We start from the raw sequence: 17,958 nt of genomic DNA, 5'->3' as shown, positions 1-17,958 counted from the left end.
GCGAGCGGACCCAGCGGATCGGTGGCCTGTTCGCACAGCGATGAGTTTCCGCTGTCTCGTGAGTCTGCATGGCGCGAAGGCGACGGCAGGTCGCCACGAGTAGGAGGACAGCGCGATGACCACACGTACGGGCCAGGTCAACTGCAACATCACGATCTCGGCCGACGGGTACTCCGCCGGGCTCAACCAGACCGAGGAGCGACCGTTCGGCGACGACGGCAGTGACGGCACGGGCGGCAAGCTGCACGCCTGGATGTTCGACTCTCCCGAGGAGAACCAGGCCGAGATCGACCAGATGGCCGCCGCCGCCGCGTTCATCATGGGGCGCAACATGTTCGGCCCCGTGCGTGGCGAGTGGGATCGGCCGTGGAACGGCTGGTGGGGCGACAATCCGCCGTTCCACACCCCGGTTTTCGTGCTCACCCACCACGAGCGCGACCCGCAGCCGATGGACGGCGGCACCACGTTCCACTTCGTCACCGACGGAATCGAGTCGGCGCTGGAACAGGCACGGGCGGCTGCAGGCGACGGCGACGTCACGATCGTGGGCGGCGCGACCACCATCAACCAGTACCTCACCGCCGGCCTGGTCGACGAGCTGCGGCTGCACATCGTGCCGTTCACGCTCGGGGCGGGCACGCGGCTGTTCGAGGGCGTCCCGCCGCTGAACCTCGAGCAAGTGAAGTCGCGAGCGGCAACCTCGGTCACACACGTGACCTACCGCGTGCTCTCCTAACCGGGACATACCTCCATCCTTGGCCACGTCGGCAAATACCTGCGCCACTCATCGTCGGACAGGTCGGAACCCGTGGCCGCGCACACGTAGTCGGCTGTACGCGTGACGTCGGTGGTCCACAGCAGGACGTTGCCGGTGACCCCACCGGTCACCAGGCCGTCGGGGGTGTATGCGACGCCCGCGAGGCCGGTGCTCGCGCTGAGGACCGTCGTCGTCGACCGGCCGGTCGTGCTCCACAGTCGGACCGTTTTGTCCAGGGATGTGCTGGCCAGCTCGCGCCCGTCCGGGGAGAAGGCCAGTTTGAGGACTTCGCCGGTGTGGCCTTCGAGCGTGGCGATCAGCGCGCGGCTTTCTACATCCCATAGGCGGACGGTCTTGTCGTCCCCCGCGCTGGCCAGAAGCTTGCCGTCAGGGCTGAACACGACATCGCGCACGACGCTGGTGTGGCCTGTCAACGGTTCGCCGACTGGGTTTCGGGTGGGCACGTTCCACAGACGGATTGTCTTGTCGTTGGCGGCGGTCGCCAGGCTGCGACCGTCGGGGCTGAACGCGATCCCGGTCACGGAGTTCGTGTGCCCGGTGAGCGGCGGCCCGAAAGGCGCGCGAGTGGCCACGTTCCACAACCGAACCGTCATGTCCATGCCCGCGGTGGCGACCAGGTGCCCGTCGGGACTGAATGCCAGGCCACGGACCCAGTCGACATGTCCGGTGAGGGGCGTGCCGATCGGTGCGCGGTTGGCGGCGTCCCACAGCCGCAGGGTTCCGTCCCAGCTACCCGTCGCGAGGATCCCGCCCTGCGGGCTGAACGCCATCGCGCGGACTTCGGCGGTGTGCCCGGTGAGAGGTGCGACGAGTTCTTTGTGCGTGGAGGTCTCCCATAACCGCACCTTCCTGTCGTCCGCGGCGGTACCGAGGACACGGCCTTCGGGGCTCAGCGCCACGGCGTAGACGGCGTCAGCGTGCGCGGGCACAAGGGTTCCCCGCAATGACCAGACGAGTATCGAGCTGTCTGAGTCGCCGCCTGCGAGCGCGGAACCGTCCGGGCTGAACGCGATGTTGAAGACGCTGCTCGTGGACCCGATGAGCGCGGTGCCCTGCTGCCGTCGGCTGGTGGTGTCCCAGATCCGCACCGTCTTGTCCCAGCTGCTGGTGGCCAGCGTACGACCGTCCGGGCTGAACGCGACGCCGTAAGTGACGTTGGTGTGCCCGGTCAACGGATCGCCAATCGGGGTCCGGGTCGCCACATTCCACAGCCGCACCGTCTTGTCGCCACTGGTCGAAGCGAGGGTCTGGCCGTCAGGACTGAACGCGACGCCGTTGGTCACGCTGGTGTGCCCGGTCAACGGGTCACCGATCGGGGTCCGGGTCACCACATTCCACAGCCGCACCGTCTTGTCGTTGCTCGACGTGGCCGCCGTGACGCCGTCCGGGCTGAGCGCGACCGCGGTGATCGGGCCTTTGTGCCCGGACATCGGCTCACCGACCGGGGTCCGGCTGGTGATGTCCCAGGTTCGGACGGTGCCGTCGGCGCTGCCGGTGACGAGCAAGCGCTCGTTGGGGCTGAACGCGATGCTGGTGACGGTGTTCGTGTGCCCCGTCATGGGATCACCGATCGGTCTGTGACGCGCGATGTCCCACAGCCGCACGGTCCGGTCAGCGGACGCTGATGCCAAGGTGGTCCCGTCGGGACTGAAGGCCAGACCGTTCACCATGCCGGTGTGACCGGTCAATGGTGTGCCGACCGGTTGGCGGGACGCGGTGTCCCACAAGCGCACGGTCGAGTCTCCCGCCGCCGTCGCCAGAAGGCGCCCGTCCGGGCTGAACGCCACGTCGCGTACCTCACCGGCGTGCCCGAGCAGCCGAGTGGGCAACGGATAAGCCTGGACGCTGAGCAGACTGTCCCGAGTGGCCGGAACGTCCGGCGCGATCCGCCATGCGATCAGGCTCAGTTGTGCGGCGCGCAGCGGATCGATTTCACGCAACGCGGTGGCCTCGGCGACAAGTTGGCGCGCGACCGCCACCCGATGCTGATCACGGGCGTCGTTACGTTGCTGCCAGGTGATGACGGAGGCAGCGGCGAGCACCGCCACAACGACTGCCGTGGCCACCCGCAGCCGAAGCGTGCGCTGTCTCCGGGATCGAACCTGCTTTTCCCGCAACCGCGTTGCGGCGTCAAGAAATTCACGTTCATCGGCGTTGAGAGCCGACGCCCGGTGCGTCTGGCCGGCCCACGCGAGCGCCTGGTCGAGTTGGGTGGCCTGGTAGAGCAACCCGGGGTCACGCCCCGAGGACTGCCACACCTGGGTCGCGTCGGTGATCCGGCGGTGCAGCAGCACACTGTCGCGGTCATCGGTGAGCCACCGGCGCAGCCGAGGCCAGGCGCGAATCAACGCCTCGTGCGCGACCTCGACGCTGTCGGTGCCGATGACGACGAGCCGGGCAGCGGCGAGTTTGTCCAGCACCCGGGTCACCGTGCTCGGGTCGCCGACGGTGGCCAGCTCGCCGTGGCGTGCGCGGCGCCGAGTGTCTTCGGTGCCGTCGCCGAGCGCGGTCAGACGCAGGAAGATCCGATGAGCCACCTCTTGTTCGGCAGCATCGAATTCGGCGTACAGGCGTTCGGCGGTCTGCGCGAGGGCGCCGTGCACGCCGCCGCACACGTGGTAGCCCGCTCTGGTCATCGTGTTGTTCCGCCTGTGCCGCCACGTTTCCAGCAGTGCGTGCGACAGCAGCGGCAACCCGCCGGGTTCGTCGGCAATGTCGGCGATCATCGTGGCGACGAGTTCCCGCTCGACGGTCAGTCCGGCCATCGCGGCGGGCCCGGTGATCGCGGACCGCAGCTCGTCCCGGGTCATCGGACCGACCAGCACCTGCGCGCCTTCGCCCAGCGTCTTCAGCAGGCCAGGGTGGGTCGCGCAGTGCCCGTAGAAGTCGGCGCGGACACCCAGCACGACGTGCACCACCCCGTCGGTGTTGCAGGCGGCGTCGAGCAGGGCATCGATGAACTCGACCCGTTCACCCGCGTCCGGGCACAGGGTGAACAACTCCTCGAACTGGTCGACGACCAGCAGAACCCGGGTGCCACCAGTGGGGTCGGCCTGACGCAGTGCCCGGCCGAGCCAGCCTGGCTCGGCACGCTCGGGTTCTGTGCCGCACACCTCGGCGACGGCGTGGGCGAGTTCCCGAAGCGGCTGACTGGTGGGAGTCAACAGAACGCAGGACCACGGGTGCCCGGAGAACGCGGAATGTCCGCGTGTCGCTGGGATGAGGCCCGCGCGGATCAACGACGACTTCCCGCTGCCCGACGCTCCGAACACCGCGACGACCGGTGTCTGGGCGACCTTGTGGACGACATGATCGACCAGGCTGTCGCGGCCGAAGTACCGGTCGGCGTCGCCGGGCTGGAACGCGGCCAGCCCGAGGTAAGGCGACGCGTCGGGGTCCGCCGGGTCCGCGTTGGCGAGTGCCAGCTCCTCGGCCAGCTCCCGCCAACGCGTCTCCCATACCTGCCGATCGCCGCCACACGCCTGCACATACGCCAACGTGACGGCCAACGACGGCAATGTCTGCCCACCCGCGGCCTCGGCTAACGCTGTAATTGAATAGTGCGCGCGTCTGGACAATTCCCGATAACCAGGTTGTCCGGCCACTGAACGCAACTGCCGCAGCTCGAATGCGAAACGCTGTAATGACCCTGCATCTGGGTCAAGCGGACGCTCACGCCTGCCCATGCCCCCCACCTTCCATGCTCCGCCAAATGCCCGCACAAATCCCCGGCCGCGCCGACCTGTGCATCGGCTGCGGCCACCGAACCGTCACACCGGACAACCTAGTTGTCCACCGCGGGGCCGGGCACTGAACAACCCGTGCACATTGCGGAAATCTTTGCCACGTGCAGGAAGACCGCCACTGCCGGGCCGCACAGGGGGACCTCGCCGACCCTACGCCCTTTGTCCGATTTTGTTTGTTCAGCGATCAATTCTGCCGTCAAGAAGACCGTCAGGTGCTAGATATGACACCGCCGCTCGCGGGAACGAACAGCTTGTGCCGCGCGGCGCTTGGAGTTTCTTTGCGTCCTTGGGATGGGGAGACAATGAGTTTCTTAAAACTCACAGTGGTTCGACGCGTAACTTCGCTTGTGGTGGCGGTCGCAGGCACGATCGGGCTCTCGCTCGTGATTGCGCAGCCCGCGCACGCCGATCCTGGCGCGTGGGGCAACATCGACAACCGCCTGCCAGCCGTTTGGCCGGTGAAGATCGCGGAGTTCGGGGTGGGCGGCAGTCATCGCTGCTCGACCAGGAACGCGGGTTCGTTCACCTGTCGCGAGTACTGGCTGCCTTCCGGCAAGAGCGACTCCGACATCCGCGGTTTCTTCTTCGACACCGACGGGTTCCAGGTGGAGAACGTGTCCAGGTACTACGTGAGTTCGTACGGCTGGGTTCCTGGCGACGTGTGGTTCAAGATCGAGGACTACCACGAGGTTCGCTGCACCGTGGTCGGCGGCGCGCCGTACTGCCAGGTCGACATTGTCTGACCTGAGGGTCACGCAACAGCATCCCGTCGTTGCCGAGGGATGCTGTTGCGTGAGCCAGGCGTCAGCGCCGTTCGATCCAGATGTTGCGGAACCGCGGGTTGGCGCCGGGGTCGCCGTGGTCCTGCAGCTTGATCTGGCCTGGGGCGGGGTTTTCCGGCTTGCCCGCACCGGTCGGGCCGTCGATGGCGACGTTGTTGTGCACCAGCTTTCCGTTCCACCACACGGTTATCCGCGCGTTCTCCACCTTCTTGCCCGCTGTGTCGAAGCGCGCGGCGCGGAACTCGATGTCGTAGGTCTGCCACGTACCGGTCGGCGCTGCCGCGTTCACGTCAGGCGCCTTCTTCAGATAGATGGAACCGGCGCCGTTGAGCTCCGGCGGTCGGCCGTGGGACTCCAGCACCTGCAGTTCGTAGCTCTCGTAGATGTACACGCCACTGTTGCCGCGGGCTTGCCCGGTGACCTCCGGCGGGTAGTCCGGCTCGTACCACTCGACGTGCATGCGGAAGTCTCCGAACCGTTCCTTCGTACGGATGTCGCCGCCGAACGACTCCATCAACCCGTTCGCGACCGGCCACGTCGCGGGGGCGCCGGATGTCGTCTCCCAAGCGTCGAGGTTGGCGCCGTTGAACAACGTGACCCGGTTGGTCAGCCCGATCGTGATCTTGTCCAGGTTCACGTGGCCGGTGTCAGTCGGCTCGTAGACGTAGGAGATGGTGTTCGGGCCAGGGCGCAGCGTCACCGTCTCCACGTGTGTCGCCCACTTGCTCCAGCTTCCGGTGGCGGCAAGCCAGATCTGTTTCTCCCTCTTGCCGTTGACGTACAGGCTCATCGACTTCGAGACCGGGGTGGGGCTGGGGTTCGGGCCGTTCGCGTACCGCAGGGCGATGTCGTGGCGGCCGGCCCGCGCGGGGTGGACGGCGAACGTGGTGCTGCTGCCCGGTTCCCAGTTGCGGTCGACGAAACCTGCGCCCGAATAGCCGGTGTGGTTGGTGTTCCACCCCGTCCCGCCGGTCAACCTGGCGGACTCCGCCTCGTACTCCTGTGGGGCGGTGGTGCCGTCGGGCAGCCGGTTGAGGGTGTACCACGCCTCGGTGCTCCACAGTTCCGCACCGGATGCCGAGGTGAACGGGCGCGGCGAGCGCAGGTACACCACGCGGCCCGGCTTCAAGCCCGCGATCTGCAGCGTCACCTTCTTGCGGTCGGCCGACAGCGTCGCCGAAGTGACGCCGAGGGTCTCCTCATCGACCTTCGGTCCGCCGTACTGAGGCGTCGCGACGTACCGCCACTGCTGAGCCTTGTACTTCGCGGCGAGGTCTTTCGCGGTCTCGTCGGACAGCGGCTGCGTGTACTGGAGTTCGAAGCCGCCGTTGATGGCCCGCATGCTGTGGATGTCGAACGCGCTGGCGCCGTTGAGGCTGAGCTTCTGCAGGCCGTGCTTGAGTTTGCCCGCCTGGCCCCAGTTGCCTGCCCAGCCGATGCCGCCGGTGTAGATCGCGCCGTCCGGGCCGAGGCTGATCCGGCTCACCCCGGACTCAAGCCCTTGTGTCATGCGGAACACCGCGCCCTGGTACTCGCCACCGACCTTCTCCAGGTACGCGCGTTGCAGGCCGCCATAAGTCACGTCGCCGAACACCATCTGGCCCTCGAACACACCGTTGGGCAGGACGATCGGGTTGCTCGGCGAGTTGGAGATCTCGTTGTGCGGCAACCAAAGCACAGGCTCGGTCACCGGCTGGGCGTCGAACGGGCCGGTCGGGTTCGTGTAGTGGTTGTAGAAAGCGCGGTGCTTGATCCGCACCAGCTTCGACGCCGGTACCCACATGCCTTGGTTGTCGGTGACGAAGACGTCGCCCTCAGGCCCCCAACCCAGGCCGTTGGGTGTGCGCAGCCCACCGGCCACATAGGACACGTCGCCGGTGTTCTTGTCGATCTTGAGGGTGCTGCCCCGGTTGGGTACGGGCTGCGGGTTGGCGGTCGCGCCGCCGGGGACCATCGCGATGCCCGTGGTGACGTAGAAGTACCCGTCCTTGTACAGCAGACCGAACGCGAACTCGTGGTAGTTGCCGCCGAACGGCCAGGTCGCGATCCTGCGGTACTCGTCGGCGACCTCGTCACCGGTGTTGTCGACGAGCGCGGTCAACTGGTGCTTCTCGGACACGTAGACGGTGCCGTCGACGTACTTGAGCCCCATTGGTTCCCGGAGACCGTGGGCGATCCGCTTGATGCTCACCTTCGACGGATCGGTGTTGCCGGTGACGCCGTCGAGCAAGAACACCTCGCCGAGCACGGTCAGCCGGTCGCCGCCCCAAGTGGAGATGGCCAGCCGTCCGTCCGGCAGCCAATCCATACCGGTGACCTGCGGCTCAAAGCCAGCCGGACGCAGGTTCGTCAGCGTGTAGCCCGGGTGCACATCGGTCAACGGCAGGCCGTCGCCGGGAGCGTCCGTGACACCCTCGCACTGCTTGCGGCCGGGCGAGGTGACACGGACGACGTCGGCGTCCGTGCTCAGCGCCGAGTTCGGCACCAGGGCGTAGTCGGTCGCGCCTGGCGGTCGCCACTCGAGCTTCAGCCGTTGGTCGAAGTCGGCGTCGAAGTGGTCGATGCGCAGCGCGTGATGACCTGCGGTCAGCTGGGCCGAACCGTCCTTCGGGGTGGCGCCGTGGCGGCCGGGGTGGTCGATCACCTGGGTGCCGTCGAGCAGGAACCGGGCGCCGTCGTCACTTGTGAGCCGGAAGTCGTAGGTTCCGGCCGTGGCGACGTGAAGGTAAGCGCTTACTTCGGTGACAAATCGATCAGCGATCCCGAAGTCCGCGTTGTTCACCCAGTCGATCGTCGGCATCAACTTGTCGACGTTGGGCGTCTGACCTGGTTTGAGCTTGCAGTAGTCGTTCAGCGGAACCTGCACGTCGAATACACGCATCGTCACGCCCGGTTCCTGAGGCGGGATGTCGGACTGGGCGGACGCTGGGATGGGAAGTAAGGGCACTGCGATGGCAGCGGCAAGCAGGGCAGCGACTGGCGGCATGACGCCTCCTCCTTGAGGGCCGATGACGGGGCCCTTCGCAAGGACCCCGCCCTCACAGAAGAGAACGACTTCCGTCAGAAGTCAACAAAAGAACCGTGACCCAGAGCGAAAGTTCGGCCACTTGGCGCAACGATCGACAAAAGTGAACGAGTGGACCGGGCAGATGAACCCGCATCAGTCCCTCGACGCCCATCGGCTGCATCCGAGCACCATCTGCTCCGCGACGCTGCTTTGCCCGCCATGCAGGGATCTCGTCGGTGGCCATGACGTGGCCGATACTCGAAGCAAGCTGTGCACCGCCGCCACTCACGAAGACCCCACTGTCCACAGCGGTCCAGCCGCTCGCTCATGACATCGCAACCTTCCAGCGCCGGAGCGTCGACGAGGCTCGCGACCGTCGCAACGGGTGTCACCGGGTGAACGAACCCGTCGTTTGACCGTGATCAGCGAGCCTGCCATGCAGTCGGCTGATACCGTGCGCTGACCTTTTTGGAGCGCGTGTTCAGGCGGTTAGGGGTAAGTCGTGCTTGCGCTGACCGTGCAACCGCCGCAGGCGGGCTCCCTGGCTCTGGCCGAGCTGCCCGATCCTGAGCCAGCACAGCATGAGCTGCTGGTGGAGGGGTTGGCAGTCGGTGTCTGCGGCACTGACAAGGAAATTGTCCGCGGCGAGTTCGGCTCGCCACCACCCGGCCGCAGTCGGCTGGTGCTGGGGCACGAGTCGCTTGGCCGAGTCCGGCAGGCACCGCCGGACAGCGGATTTGTCCCCGGTGACCTGGTCGTCGGTGTGGTCCGGCGGCCTGATCCCGTGCCGTGCGGGGCTTGTGGCGCAGGCGAATTCGACATGTGCCGCAACGGCCGGTACACCGAACGCGGCATCAAAGAGCTCGACGGGTACGCCAGTGAACTCTGGTGCGTGGAACACGACTACGCGGTGAAACTCGATCCTCGTCTGGAACACGTGGGTGTGCTGATGGAACCCACGACTGTGGTGGCCAAAGCATGGGAGCAGATCCACCGTGTCGGCCAACGGGCGTGGTTCGAACCGCAGCGGGTGCTCGTGACAGGTGCGGGCCCCATCGGGCTGCTTGCGGCGATGCTCGGGACGCAACAAGGCCTCGACGTGCATGTGCTCGATCGGGTGACCAGCGGACCGAAACCACGCCTGACCCACGCACTGGGCGCGACCTACCATCATGACTCCGCGGACGCGGTCGCCGCACGGATCCAGCCGGACATCGTCATCGAAGCGACCGGGGCAGGACGCGTGGTGTTCGACGCGATAGCCCACACAGCACGGTTCGCCATCGTCTGTCTGACCGGCGTATCGCCACAAGGACGGACGATCCCGATCGACGCCGGAGCGCTCAGCCGCCAGCTGGTGCTGGAGAACGACGCCATCATCGGGTCGGTCAACGCCAACTTGCGGCACTACCAACTGGCGGCCGACGCGCTGGTGGCAGCCGACGAGAACTGGTTGCGCGGCCTGATCACCCGTCGGCTGCCGCTGCACCGGTTCGCCGAGGCGTTCGACACCACGGACGACGATGTCAAAGTGGTCATCACGCTGAACAACTCGTGATGCCTTCGGCGCTCAGTGCCAGGGCAGGCTGCGCCCCATCAGGTCGTCGTCCTCTCGGATCGAACGTAGTGCGGTGATGGTCGGATGGCCGTCGGCCAGCAGCGCCGCGTCGGTTCCCGGCTCCAGTTCGCCGTCCACCTCGACGGATCCGAGCTCGATGATGTTCTCGCCGGCCCGAGTGACCTTTGACTGCACGCGGCCATAGGTCGCCACCGTCGCCCACCGCGGTGCTCGCGCCTCGCTGAGTGCTGGGACGTTGGGAACGTTGAGGTTGAGCACCCGGCCCTGATCGAGCCGCGCCACTGTGGGCAAGAGGCGACGCACCAGCTCAGCCGCGGTCTCCCAGTGCGGTTCGGCGTCTTGACCCAAGCCGACGTCCAGGGAGACCGCCAATGCCCGCGCGCCGTTGATCCCGGCCGTCATCGCGGCACCGACCGTGCCGGAATGCAGAATCGCCCGTCCCACGTTGGCGCCCCGGTTTATCCCGGACAGCACCACATCCGGCCTGCTGCCGAACCCGTCGAAACACGCCGTCAACGCGATGAAACCGGGATGCGCCGCGACCGCGTACGCCTCGACATCCGGCAAGTCAGGCAGGCTGCGCCGTTCCACCACAACCTGCCGGTCCGCGGCGGCCGCACTCAGCCCAGCGCTGGTACCGCTGGCTTCCTCGGCGGGAGCGGCGACGACCGTGTGCCAGCCGCACTCATGCGAAACACGTGCGAGGGCAGCAAGACCGGGGGAATCGATGCCATCGTCATTCGTGATCAACACCCGGGGCGACACCGCCATCGCTACTCGTCCTCCTTCTCGCCGTTCACTCGATCGACCGAGACCTGCGCGGCCAGTTTCCGGATGGCCTCGTTGCTGCCGGTTCCCAGACCGTGCCGGGTCACGTTGATCGCTCCCGCGGCCGCACCGAGCCGCAACGCGTCCATGATGTCCATCTCCTGAGCCAGCCCCGCGGCGATGGCCGCGGTCATGGAGTCACCGCCGCCCCGGCTGTCCACTGGCTCGAGCGAAGGTGCGTCCACGGTGAACGCCTCGTTGTCCATCAACACCAACGCAGGCTCCGCGGCACGTGAGATGACCACCAGCCGTGTGCCGGAGTCCGCGATCTGGCGAGCCGCCTTGAGCAGGTCATCCACCGAGTCGCTGTTCGCGCGTTCGTCCGCCACGAGTTCTTCGTGGCTGACCTTCACCACGGCCGGACCGCCTTTCAGCGCCGCGGTCAGCCGAGGCCCAGCGAGGTCGACCACGACCTGGCAGTTGTTGCCGCTGAGGTCCTTGGACAGCCGCTCGTACACCGAAGCGGGTACGACCTGCTCGTTCTGCTCACCGCTGGCGCCGCTCAGCACTGCGATCCCGGACTCCAGCGCTGTCACCACGGTCATCTCGTACAGATCGTCGAGTTCGTGCCGAGTTAGGGCGTCCGGAGGCATCTCCGCGATCTCGGAGCGAGCGCCATCGCGCCGATCATGGACGTAGGCTCCGTTGCGTGCGGCGACCGGTCGCTCGAGGACTTCGATGTCGTGCCCACCCACCAAATGCCTCAGCACCGACCCTGTCTCGCCGCCGAACGTGCAGCACAACACGACTGGCGTGCCCAGGGCGGAGATCATCCGGGCCTGCCAGATGCCCTGCCCTCCCGGGTGCAGGTGCAGATCAGGTGTGCCATCGGTTTCTTCGACCGTAACGGTCAGCTGTGGTGACGGCGCGAAGACGGTCACCCTCTTGTCTGGTTTCCCCACACCTTGTTCTGTACCCGCGTGGGCTTACGGTAGTGCAGTGAATGGCGGGAAAGGTTGCTGACGACCATGTCGGCAGCAGTGCGGCGGCGTCAGACGGACAAGCAGATCCGGCGCCTGGAAAACCGCCTGCTCAGAGAGCACGACCGGGTGCCGCCGAGCCTGGTGCACGAGTGGGTCCAGCAGGCGCACGCACGGCTGGGCGACGCCCCGGTGCAGGACTTCGTGCCATTGCTGGTGGAACGCGCGGTGCGGGCATCCGCACGGGACTTTCCGGCCGATTCGCCGGGAATGACCGGAACGTGCCTGTCGAACTGGGCGCGGAATACCGCAAGGCGGCTACTCGCGCAGCACCTGCCCCGCCGATGGGCACACACCGAAGGGGTGGCGCGCCGCGCCGAGCAGGTGGCACGCGTTCTTGCACCGGCTGACCAGGATCTTCTCGTCGCGGCGGCATGGTTGCACGACATCGGTTACGCCCCCGAGGTGGCCAACACGGGATTGCACTCGCTCGACGGCGCGCAGTACCTGCTCCGCGCTGGTGTCTCCCGACGTTTGTGCGGCCTCGTGGCATACCACTCCGGCGCAGCGGCTGTCGCCCAGTTACTCGGCTTTGCCGACGACCTCGCAGAGTTCGAGGACGATCGCGGACGACTCAGAGACGCGCTGTGGTACTGCGACATGACCACTGGCCCGGACGGGCATCCCACGACCGTGGACGACCGGATCGCCGAGATCCACCAACGGCGAGGCCCCGACGATCCAGTGGTCCGCGCTCTCGCGATCAACCTCGACGAGCGCTTGGCGGCCGTCCGGCGCACCCACCGGCTGCTACGTCGCACAGCGGCATGAACGCGCAAGGTGCTCGTGTTGCTGAGGTTGCCGCACCGGGGTAATTCGGAGGTATGCGGACGTTCCTGCTTGGCCTGGCGTTCTCCCTCTTGCTGGGTTCGGTCACCATCACGGCGGCGACGGCAGCCACCGTGTCACCCATTGCGGTGATCAACGAGAACTTCGCCGACCCGGACGTCCTGCACGCCGACGGCTCCTTCTTCGCGTATTCGACCAGCAGCCCACGCGGCAGGGTCCCCGTGGCCAGCGCACCTTCCCCGACCGGGCCCTGGACGATGCGGGGCGATGCACTGCCGGGCAAACCGGCCTGGGCGGCGGATGGCGGTTTCTGGGCGCCCGACGTGTCCCGTCGCGCGGACGGCCGCTACCTGATGTACTTCAGCGCACCGAACGCCGCGGCAGGCGGCCGGATGTGCATTGGCGCCGCGACGTCGACAAGTCCCACGGGCCCGTTCGAGGCGGACAGCAATCCCTTGGTGTGCAGGACGGATGAGGGCGGCCAAATCGACCCCGCCGCCTTTCTGGACAGTGATGGCGCCCGATACCTCTTGTACAAGAACGAAGGCAAAGACGTCGGCAAGCCGATGAACATCTGGCTACAGCAGACGGCCGCCGACGGCATCGCGTTCACCGGCGAACGCACCGAACTGATCCGCGCCGACCAACCACACGAAGCAGGAGTGGTCGAAGCACCGACGCTGATCCGCCGCGGTTCACAGTACGTGCTGTTCTATTCGGCCGGGTCCTTCGCCGGCAGCGACTACTTCACCAACTATGCCGTCTCCCCCACGCTCAGAGGTAAATACACCAAGGCATCCAAAGCGTTGCTGACGACCACCGCACTCAACGGTGCTGTCCAAGGTCCAGGCGGCGCGGACGCGCATACCGACCAGATCTTCTTCCACGGCTGGGTCAACGGAGCCCGATGGATGTACACCGCGGAGATGGGATGGGCGAACGACTTTCCCGTGGTGCGAGGTAGCCGCGTGCGGTACGAGGCCGAGCACGGGACAATCAACCACGCCGAAATACGGTCCGGCGTGCCCGGCGCCTCGCAAAGCGCGGTCGTCGGCAAGATCGACCACGCGGACAGCTGGGTCGACATCACGGTTTACGCTCCGCGCGCTGGTGGTTATACGGCGCACGTCAGCTACGCAGCAGGATACGGCGATGCCGAACACACCGTGACCGTCAATGCAACGACGCAGTTCGTCCTGACATACCCCAACCGCGGCTGGGGCAACTGGACCGAGACAACCGCGGAGCTGAACCTGAACGCCGGCTGGAACACGATGCGGTTCCAGCACCGGTCACGGTGGGCCGAACTGGACCACATCGACCTGTCTTGACCCGCGGCTAACCGGCGATCCTGTCTCCGACGAGTGCCAGGCACTGGATCGCGGCCAGTCCATATTGGGCGGTCGCGTTGGTCGACACCCATGTCGCTTCGTCAACGGGGTTGAGGACCACGGGGCCTGTTATCCGGGTACTCGTCCACGGGCTGTTCGAGGGATAACCGGCCTCACCTCGTTCGAACTCTGTCCACGCGCGAGCCGCGAGGGTCGGATTGTTCGTCTTCGCCGCGGCGTAGGCGGTCAGCCGCGAGTGTGCCTGCTTGAGGTTGAGGCTGCCGAAGGACTGGCCAACCGCGGCGATTTGTTCGGCGGCCGTGGCGTTGTAGAGGATGCAGTACTGCAGCCATGCACGCTCGAACTCAGGCAGGTCGGCCGCTGCGATGATCTCGCTGCACATTTCCACCGGGCCGAAGACGGCACTGAGGTGCGATACGGAAACAGCGACCGTGTCGGTGGCGAACGTGCCTGTCGTGATGTCGTATCGGCCTTCCCCTGTGATGAAGCCGTTCTTCAGCTTGCCGATCGCGGTGCACGTGTTGATCAGCTTGGTCCGGGCGACGGGATCGCCGCCACGTTCCCATTCGGTGAACCATGCGGCTGCGAGCGCACCCCAGTCGGTTCCCAGGCTGACGGCCAACGCCTTGGGATCAGGTTCATACGGCTCCGTACGAATCTTGCGCAGCGGGTCGAGGGCCAGGAACGTCTTGTCCGCGTCAACCAGATCGTGCAGCAGGTCGCCGATGCGTTCGTCGGCGGTGAGGAAGTAGAGGAACCTGCGGTTGGCAGCGGTGCTGATCCGCAACTGCTTGGCGCTGTCGGCCCAGTGCTGCACGCCGTGCCGTGTGCCAAGATCGGCGTACTTGCCGATGTGGTACACGTCGACCTCGCCGGTGTGCCGCGTCATCGCCTCGGCCATGCGGAAAATGTCCGACCGGCCTGTTCTCAAGTAGCTGTACCACAGCCACAGGTCGGTGCTGAGCTCCGAGTTGTCCCACGCGTAACCGCCGATGTCGTAACGCCACTCATGCCGGTCGTTGTCGTAGGTGTGCATCACGTCGCCGTAGTCCCAGAAGCCGTACCACCGGCGCTGGTCGGTTTGCTTGCGGTAGAAGTCGAACAGGAAGTCGAGCCGGTCCTCGATCCGCGCCCGGGCGGGGTTGGATCTGTCCACTGGTGACCAATCGCCGAACACGCCCGCGTCGCGCATCCGCTGCGGCGTCGTGACCAGCAAAGGCGGAATGCGGACCACAGCGGCCTGCGCGGCAAGCCGTTCTGCCGACGGGGTGGCGTCCAGCGCCCAGAACATCAGCTCACTGGTCCGGGCAACGCCGTACGGGTCGCCGAATCCTGGTTCGTAGTCCTCGTAGGTGATCTCCAGCCCTTCGAGTTGTTCCGGATACGTGTCCATGCCCATGCCGTCGTGGTAGAACCGCAAATCCATGGGCTTGGCGTCAGGCGCCCACAACCACAGGGTGACCTCGGCCGCCGCTCCGGCCGCGCCGCGGATGTCGAGCTGTGTCGGGTGCAGTTGCCAGAAGTCGCGCATGCCGAAGGCGAAACCGCCGCCCGCCCCGCCGACGTACCCGAAGCCGCCCGCTCGAGTGCCTGCGGCGGCATGGATCCAGCCGTGGCCCGGCTTCGTCCGCTTGCGGATCACAAACCCGTCGGCGGTGAGCTGGCTGAGCGTGTAGTCACCCCAGGCCGGGATCAGCTGCAGCCGTGAGCTCACCCGTGTGTCCCAAGTAGACACGTCGGGCGTTGCCCGCCCCGCGACCTGTGCGGCACGGACAGCCGAGCCCGGATCCCGGCGCAGCCCGGTGATGCCACGTACCGCCTCGGTGAACAAGCCACCATCGGCACTGGCGAACCGGACATGCCGGTTGTGCGGCTCGTCGTTCATCGGCACCTGGAAGCGGACACCGAGCCCGCGGACGAAGTCCTTCGTGGCGTTGCCGTCGAAGACAAAGCTGTGCACCATCCGGAAGTTCTCCGCGCCCGCGTGGAAGTACAGCCGGATGGTGAACGGCAGCCAGTCCCGGCCGCGGTGCTTGGCGCGGTGTTTTCCGTCGATCCGCACGACTGCACGCACTGGCCCGTGCTGTTCGACCGTTACCCGCTGCACCTCACCGGTGTACCGCTCGATCTTCCGGCCGCCCTCGTCGAACTCGTCGGGATCGTTCTGGTGCAAGCAGACCAACTCGCCCGTCCGCGCGACCACCTTGCCTGCACGCGAGACCGTGTCGATCAACACCTTCCCGCCCGTGTTGATCACGCACCGCAGTATCCCCGTATCCACCACGATCCGACCGGCCTGACGCGTCACGGTAACCGCCTTCGCCGGCACCGCGGCAGGGCCTGGAGTCAGCAAGTATCGCTCTGCTCTTGGTGCACCCGCGGCGATGGCGTGCGCACTCCACTTCAGCGAGCCGTCCGGCCAGTAGCCGGTTGGCCAAGTCTGCACAGGTACGGCGATGCCATCGGCCGTTCGGAGGCTGAACGACTGATCGGGTCGCAGCTGTCCCTTCGGCCAAGGCAGTCCCCACGTCACACCGGTCATCTCGGCCGGAGCAGCACCTTCCAGCCAACGAACCTCCGTCGGCTCGCTGGATTGCGCCGCCCCGGCAACCGGCGCGGACAACGCCAGCGGCAATGCCGTACCGCTTGCCAACAGGGTCCGTCGAGTCAGTGGGGACATACGTCGGCTCCATTCCCGTCCGGCATCGCGCTATCAGGAAAGCGCTTTCCCAGCTCCGACGCAAGGGGAACTACGAAAGACGCACGTCCACGGGTGTCCACATCAGACAAAACCTGGACGTACTCCCCAACGGACGGTCGCCTCAGAGTTTGATCAGATCGTCGACCTGGACAGGACGGCCCGTACCGAAACTTTCGTTCGCGGCGAACCCGGTCAGCAACGACATGACGCCGTCTCGATGCGTGGCGTGCCGCCCGAGCGGATCCGGCTCGGCCGGTTCGCCGTAGAGCGCCGCGGTCATCCGGTCGTCCGCACCGCCGTGGCCGCCCTCCCCGGTTTTGAGCTCGATCTCGACGGGACGATCGAAGAACGGCCGAACGGTGAGCCGGGCCCAGTGCTCCTCCGGGTTGGCCTCGTCTCCGTGGACCGCGGGCCGTTGGCCGCTGACCCACGAGTTCTCCACCACCTCGAGCTCCAGCCGACCGGCGGAGCCGTTGACCATGAACCGGTAGCCTTCCCACGGCGAGTACGCGGTGAGGTGGTACGTCATGGTCGCGCCCGACACATAGCGGACCAGCACGGCCATGTCGTCCTCGATGGACACTCCCGGCGCGAACGGGTTCTGGTCCCGCCGATAGCCGTCCTCGCTCTCGGCCTCCAGGTAAAGCCGACGCTGCCACTCGTTCTGCTCGATGTGCAGTGCGAAGGGGTCGTCCTTGGCGGCCGCCGAACCGTGCACCCGTTCGTAGTCACGGGCGTGCCCGTGCCGTTCGCCGTTCTGCCTGCCGTAGAAGAAAAGCCTTCCCTGCGCGAACACCGTTTCGGGCGACGTGCCGAGCCACCAGTTCACCAAGTCGAAGTGATGGGTCGCCTTGTGCACCATCAACCCACCCGAGTTGGCCTTGTCCCGATGCCAGCGCCGGAAATAGTCCGCGCCGTGCCGGACGTCGAGCAGCCATTCGAAGTGTGCCGACCCGACCTCGCCGATGGCACCGTCGGCGAGCACCTCACGGACCTTCTCGTGAATAGGGCTGTACCGGTAATTGAAGGCCACGGTCACTTTACGACCGGTCCGTTCGACAGCCTCCAGCACGTCTCTGGCACCGGTGACGTCAGTCGTCATCGGCTTCTCGGTGACGACGTCGCATCCCGCCTCAAGCGCCTGGACGATGTAGGACGCGTGAAACTGGTCCACTGTGGCCACGACAACCACGTCAACCCGCTCGCGTCGGATCATCTCCAGGAACTCGTCCGCCTTGTACGTGGGTACCGCGGGATGTCCGAGATCCGTCAGCCGTTCGTTGTACACCCGCATCCGAACGGCGTTGGTATCGGCGAACGCCACCAGCTCACAGTGTTCGCTGTGATCGATCGCAATCGCCCGGATGTGCCGTTCTGCCCGCGACCCCGTCCCCACAACCGCATACCGCCTGCGTC

11 protein-coding genes are annotated in these 17,958 nt (G+C 66.5%); 5 read left to right on the top strand and 6 right to left on the bottom strand.

What is annotated here, in order from left to right; genetic code table 11:
• The first annotated feature begins 115 nt into the window (after positions 1-115).
• Positions 116-736 carry a dihydrofolate reductase family protein gene (locus B9C43_RS36295; protein ID WP_084431282.1) on the top strand — a complete coding sequence of 207 codons (621 nt, stop codon included), beginning with the start codon at positions 116-118 and terminating at the stop codon, positions 734-736.
• Here B9C43_RS36295 and B9C43_RS36290 read toward each other — a convergent pair.
• A complete protein-coding gene (locus tag B9C43_RS36290; protein WP_143446848.1) occupies positions 733-4,287 on the bottom strand; it encodes an nSTAND1 domain-containing NTPase in 3,555 nt (1,184 codons plus the stop codon). The two genes, B9C43_RS36295 and B9C43_RS36290, sit on opposite strands and share 4 nt — an antisense overlap.
• A gap of 587 nt (positions 4,288-4,874) precedes the next feature.
• Between B9C43_RS36290 and B9C43_RS36285 the strand changes: the two genes are divergently transcribed.
• Positions 4,875-5,267 (top strand): hypothetical protein, encoded by a 393-nt coding sequence (locus B9C43_RS36285; RefSeq protein ID WP_143446847.1) that lies wholly within the window; start codon positions 4,875-4,877, stop codon positions 5,265-5,267.
• Between the two features lie 61 nt (positions 5,268-5,328).
• Here B9C43_RS36285 and B9C43_RS36280 read toward each other — a convergent pair whose 3' ends face one another.
• Positions 5,329-8,292 (bottom strand): 3-keto-alpha-glucoside-1,2-lyase-like domain-containing protein, encoded by a 2,964-nt coding sequence (locus tag B9C43_RS36280; RefSeq protein WP_084431276.1) that lies wholly within the window; start codon positions 8,290-8,292, stop codon positions 5,329-5,331.
• Positions 8,293-8,815: 523 nt separating this feature from the next.
• On the opposite strand from B9C43_RS36280, the gene B9C43_RS36275 reads away from it, so the two are divergent.
• Entirely contained in the window at positions 8,816-9,871 is a 1,056-nt protein-coding gene (locus B9C43_RS36275) for a glucose 1-dehydrogenase (RefSeq protein ID WP_033390887.1), read from the top strand.
• Positions 9,872-9,883: 12 nt separating this feature from the next.
• Here B9C43_RS36275 and surE read toward each other — a convergent pair whose 3' ends face one another.
• Both surE and B9C43_RS36265 read right to left on the bottom strand, forming a co-directional pair.
• Positions 9,884-10,663: a 5'/3'-nucleotidase SurE gene (gene surE, locus B9C43_RS36270; RefSeq protein ID WP_084431274.1), complete on the bottom strand. Its 780-nt coding sequence runs from the start codon at positions 10,661-10,663 to the stop codon at positions 9,884-9,886.
• Positions 10,664-10,665: 2 nt separating this feature from the next.
• Positions 10,666-11,622 carry a 1-phosphofructokinase family hexose kinase gene (locus B9C43_RS36265; protein WP_235039063.1) on the bottom strand — a complete coding sequence of 319 codons (957 nt, stop codon included), beginning with the start codon at positions 11,620-11,622 and terminating at the stop codon, positions 10,666-10,668.
• A 66-nt stretch (positions 11,623-11,688) separates the two neighbouring features.
• Between B9C43_RS36265 and B9C43_RS36260 the strand changes: the two genes are divergently transcribed.
• A complete protein-coding gene (locus B9C43_RS36260; protein ID WP_084431270.1) occupies positions 11,689-12,471 on the top strand; it encodes a three-helix bundle dimerization domain-containing protein in 783 nt (260 codons plus the stop codon).
• A gap of 53 nt (positions 12,472-12,524) precedes the next feature.
• Positions 12,525-13,820 carry a family 43 glycosylhydrolase gene (locus B9C43_RS36255; RefSeq protein WP_084431268.1) on the top strand — a complete coding sequence of 432 codons (1,296 nt, stop codon included), beginning with the start codon at positions 12,525-12,527 and terminating at the stop codon, positions 13,818-13,820.
• Between the two features lie 7 nt (positions 13,821-13,827).
• On the opposite strand, the gene B9C43_RS36250 is transcribed toward B9C43_RS36255, so the two are convergent.
• Together B9C43_RS36250 and B9C43_RS36245 are read right to left on the bottom strand one after the other, a co-directional pair.
• Positions 13,828-16,521 carry an exo-rhamnogalacturonan lyase family protein gene (locus B9C43_RS36250; RefSeq protein WP_084431266.1) on the bottom strand — a complete coding sequence of 898 codons (2,694 nt, stop codon included), beginning with the start codon at positions 16,519-16,521 and terminating at the stop codon, positions 13,828-13,830.
• A gap of 142 nt (positions 16,522-16,663) precedes the next feature.
• Positions 16,664-17,938, bottom strand: a complete 1,275-nt coding sequence (locus B9C43_RS36245; RefSeq protein WP_235039084.1) for a Gfo/Idh/MocA family oxidoreductase — start codon at positions 17,936-17,938, stop codon at positions 16,664-16,666.
• Positions 17,939-17,958: the final 20 nt, after the last annotated feature.

The organism is Kibdelosporangium aridum, from assembly GCF_900176515.1.
Classification (GTDB): Bacteria; Actinomycetota; Actinomycetes; order Mycobacteriales; family Pseudonocardiaceae; genus Kibdelosporangium; species Kibdelosporangium aridum.
Note: the sequence above shows the minus strand (reverse complement) of the source record. Positions and strands in the feature narration are given on the sequence as shown.

Bases quoted from the DNA above. Each gene is read 5' to 3' on its own strand.
- B9C43_RS36295 (WP_084431282.1), top strand. From the start codon at position 116: ATGACCACACGTACGGGCCAGGTCAACTGCAACATCACGATCTCGGCC.
- B9C43_RS36250 (WP_084431266.1), bottom strand. From the start codon at position 16,521: ATGTCCCCACTGACTCGACGGACCCTGTTGGCAAGCGGTACGGCATTG.
- B9C43_RS36255 (WP_084431268.1), top strand. From the start codon at position 12,525: ATGCGGACGTTCCTGCTTGGCCTGGCGTTCTCCCTCTTGCTGGGTTCG.
- surE (WP_084431274.1), bottom strand. From the start codon at position 10,663: ATGGCGGTGTCGCCCCGGGTGTTGATCACGAATGACGATGGCATCGAT.
- B9C43_RS36260 (WP_084431270.1), top strand. From the start codon at position 11,689: ATGTCGGCAGCAGTGCGGCGGCGTCAGACGGACAAGCAGATCCGGCGC.
- B9C43_RS36280 (WP_084431276.1), bottom strand. From the start codon at position 8,292: ATGCCGCCAGTCGCTGCCCTGCTTGCCGCTGCCATCGCAGTGCCCTTA.